The sequence below is a fragment of the Nonomuraea zeae genome (assembly GCF_005889725.1).
GTDB classification, from domain to species: Bacteria; Actinomycetota; Actinomycetes; order Streptosporangiales; family Streptosporangiaceae; genus Nonomuraea; species Nonomuraea zeae.
The window spans coordinates 1-3,507 of the sequence record NZ_VCKX01000554.1 but is presented as its reverse complement, the minus strand read 5'-3'; the positions used below and the strand labels follow the sequence as shown (position 1 = coordinate 3,507).

Annotated in this window: 4 protein-coding genes; 2 read left to right on the top strand and 2 right to left on the bottom strand. The window is 72.5% G+C overall.

Going from position 1 to position 3,507, the window contains the following annotated elements; genetic code table 11:
* Positions 1 to 341: 341 nt before the first annotated feature.
* Together ETD85_RS61000 and ETD85_RS60995 are read right to left on the bottom strand one after the other, a co-directional pair.
* Complete coding sequence (locus tag ETD85_RS61000; protein WP_138698890.1) at positions 342 to 1,040, bottom strand: DUF2786 domain-containing protein; 699 nt, start codon at positions 1,038 to 1,040, stop codon at positions 342 to 344.
* 11 nt (positions 1,041 to 1,051) lie between these two features.
* Complete coding sequence (locus tag ETD85_RS60995; protein WP_138698889.1) at positions 1,052 to 2,290, bottom strand: hypothetical protein; 1,239 nt, start codon at positions 2,288 to 2,290, stop codon at positions 1,052 to 1,054.
* Positions 2,291 to 2,504: 214 nt separating this feature from the next.
* Here ETD85_RS60995 and ETD85_RS64225 point away from each other — a divergent pair, with 214 nt between their 5' ends.
* Positions 2,505 to 2,987, top strand: a complete 483-nt coding sequence (locus ETD85_RS64225; RefSeq protein WP_170247482.1) for a hypothetical protein — start codon at positions 2,505 to 2,507, stop codon at positions 2,985 to 2,987.
* Between the two features lie 109 nt (positions 2,988 to 3,096).
* Entirely contained in the window at positions 3,097 to 3,372 is a 276-nt protein-coding gene (locus ETD85_RS60985; RefSeq protein WP_138698887.1) for a hypothetical protein, read from the top strand.
* The last annotated feature ends 135 nt before the right edge of the window (positions 3,373 to 3,507 follow it).

The following is a 3,507-nucleotide window of genomic DNA, read 5'->3' as shown; positions in this document are numbered from 1 at the left end:
GGTCGGGGGCGAGGAGACGGGAGGAATCGTGCACGATGACCGGTCTCACTTCGGCGGGGCGGCGTTCCGTGCGCACCCTTATTCCCGCCCGCGCCATGCCCCAAACGGACCCAACGGAGCTCCGAAAAGGCTCCCCGGCCGCGCCGGCCGGGCCGGCCGGGCCCGCCAGGCAGGCTTCAGGCCGGCCCGCGACGCGGTTCGGGCCGGCCCGCGACGGGCCTCAGGCCGCTTCCAGGCCGGCTCGTGCCGGGAATCAGGCCGCTTCCAGGCCGGCTCGTGCCGGGAATCAGGCCGCTTCAGGCCGGCTCGTGCCGGCAGTCAGGCAGGTCGTGGCGGAGCCTTCAGGTCAGTTCGAGGGCCGTGGCGACGGTCATTCCGGTACGGCCGAGGTCGGCGCGGCGGCCGGCCGCCACCCCGTCGCGGTAGCCGGTGCCGCTCGTCCTGGGCACGCTCATCCGGATGTGCGGATAGTGGGCCGCCACCACCCGCTCCACCTCGGCCCTGCGGTCGGCCAGCACCAGCGCGGTCCCCGTGCCCTCCGAGGCCGCCGCGGACTCCGCGCCCGCCTCCGCCTCGCTCAGCAGGCGGTACACCTCGTCCGTGAACCCCAGCAGCCACGACCGCCGATAGGCCCGCACGGCCGTGGCCGGCTCAGGCGGGCGCACCTTCGCCAGCCCCGACGCCATCTGCAGCAGCAGGGACGTGGCGAGCAGGTCGGCGCGTTCCAGGTCGGCCGCGAAGCCGAACACGTGCACCCGCTGCCCGCCCTCCGCGCCCCGCCCGACGAGGAGGGGACGGCACCGTACGGCCTGGGCCACCAGGCTGACCAGCCGGGCCTTCTCCCTGGCCCAGGGGTTGGGCAGCGTGACGACCCGGTCGCCGGGGGTCTGGCGGGTGCCCGCGGGGGGCAGCGAGTCGATGCCGTGTTTGGCCATCAGCGCCGAGGCGGCCGCCATGAACGTGGCCCGCTCGTGCTCGTTGTCGGTGCGTTCGGCCTTGGCCAGGAGTTTCCTGACGCGTTCGAGCGTGCGCTCCCGCAATCGTGCTCCCCCTACGACTTGGTCAGCACCCGCCCGTCGTCCGCGATGGCCGGGAAGGCGCCCGTGTCGACGATGCCGTGCTGCTGGAACAACGCCTCGATGAGGGCGTGCGCCTGCGGCTCCAGCTTCCACAGGGCACGATACTCGCGTGCCGTGGCCAGCGAGATCCCGATCTCCTGAGCGATGTCCACCGTCCGCGGCACGATGCCCTTGGCGATCTGCCGGTCCCAGAAGACGCGGGCGGCCCGCATGAGCGCCGCGCGCTGGGCGGTGTCGACGACCTGCGGGGTGGTGTCGAGCACCTCGAAGTCCTCGTCCTCGTCGTCGACGAGCTCGGCCAGCGCGGGCGGCAGCGCGGGGCGCGCCGGGACCGGGTGGTGGTCCGCATGGGGCTCCCACGGCACCCGCGGGTCGGCGTCGATGAGCGCCGAGGTGTTGTAGAGGGCGGCGATCTGGGCCAGCAGCGCCTCCTGGCGGGACTGGTCCACGGCCAGGCCGGTGTGCTCGACGGCCTGGTCCATGGCCTTGTCGAGCTTGGACAGGGCCGCGCGCATCTTCCGCTCCGACGCGCCGCCCTCGCGCAGCGCCTTGGCCCGCTTGGCGGCCAGGGCCACCCTGGTCAGCCTGCGGTGCGCGTCGACCTCGCTCGCCGTACGGTCGCTGACCTCGGCCAGCCCCATCCTGACCAGCAGCCGCTCGGGAGTCAGCCGCCAGTTGATGCGGCCGGTGCCGCGGATGCGGTGGCGCTCGATGGCCATGCCGCGCTCCCACAGCCAGGCGGCCACCAGCGGGGCGGCCAGCCTGAACAGCGCTTCGGGCAGGCTGCGCGCGTCCATGCTGGACAGCACGGCGGTCAGGCAGGTCAGGGCCCACACGGCGATGCCGTCGATGCCGGCGGAGAAGTTCTCGCGCATGTTGCGGCGGGCGCGTACGGCCGAGGTGATGATCGCGACCTCGATGAACGCGAACAGCAGCAACCGGAGCGGTCCATCGAGGCCTAGCACGTCCCCGGAGAAACGCCACATGCCCTGGGCGGACACGCCCGTGGCGATGGACGCGGCCACGACGGTCAGCACGTCCTCGATGGGGCGCGGGGCGACGTACCGCGCGAACAACCAGGACAAGGCGCGCCAGGCGACCCTGAGCACCAGAAAGGCCAGCACCAGGCCCGCTAAGGCCAGTAGCGCGATGACAGCGGTGGCGAACGGCTTCTCCGCGACGAAGGCTGCGATTTCCTCAAATGTCGGCATCAGTCACTATCCGTGAGGCTCAAACTCCGGCTCTATGCGACGAGATCATCGCAGAATGTCGCCATCTTGTACGCCAAACGGCGGCTGCTGCCCCATTTTGCCCCCGTATCCCACTGGTTACTGCACTGCGACGATCTCCTGACAGAGGGTTGTTGTATCAGGCGCGGGCGAGCGGCCTCTGCGGGTGACGAGGGGTTCATTCCAGGGAGGGGCTATGAAGATCTTCGGACGGGAGCCGGCACTCATCCTCGGCCTGCTGAGCGCGGGCGTGCAGATGGTGACGGCGCTCTTCCTGCCGCTCACCATGACCCAGGTGGCCGCGATCAACTCGATCGCGGCGGCGGGGCTGGGCGTGTGGACGGCGTTCGCGACCAGGAACCGGGACGGCGGCACGTCCATCAAGCCCGCCGTGCTGGGCTTCACGCAGGCGGCCATCACGCTGGGGCTGGTGTTCGGGGTGTCGCTGACGGATCAGCAGACGGCGGCCATCATGGCGTTCGTGGCGCTGGTGGGCGCGCTCTTCGTCCGCCAGGTCTCGACCCCGGCCGGTACGCCCGGCGCGGTCCCGGACGGCTCGGCCGCCGGGAGCCCGGTCCCGGCCGGCTCGCTGCCGGGCAACTCGTTCACGCCGGCCACGGGCGGCGGCGTCTCGGGCGGCGCGATCCCGGATCCGCCTCCTGCGGACGCGGCCGGCTGACCCGAACGGCCCCGGCTCGGGACTGGGGGCTGAAGCCGCGGGCACCGAGAACGGACTCATCCCTCGTGCGGTTCTGGCCGGGTGGAGCGGGCGGGCGCACAATGGGAGCGTGAGCAAGCGATCGCGCAGACGCCGTGCTCTGACCAGTGGCGCCCCCACCTGGATGCCCGGCTACGGTCCCGGCGAGCCGCACTGGGGCGAAGGTGGCGACTTCCCGTTCGACGATCCGAGCAGAGGCGAGGGCGGGGTACGCGAGCCGCGCAGGCCCAAACCCGCGCCGCCCTCCCTGAGCGCCGAGGCGCCGCCACCCGAGCCGTTCGTGATCGCCCGCGACCGGACCGAGCCGCCGCCCGACACCGTGACCAGGACGCTGGCCGGCAGGTGACGCGCGCCTTGTCGGTAGGCGGACATGAGTGGTAGCCGGACATGGGTGGCAGCAAGACAGGGTCCGGACGGCGGGGTCCCATCGGCTCGACCCCGGGCGGCAAGGCTCCGGGCAGCAGAGTCCCGGGTGGGTGGG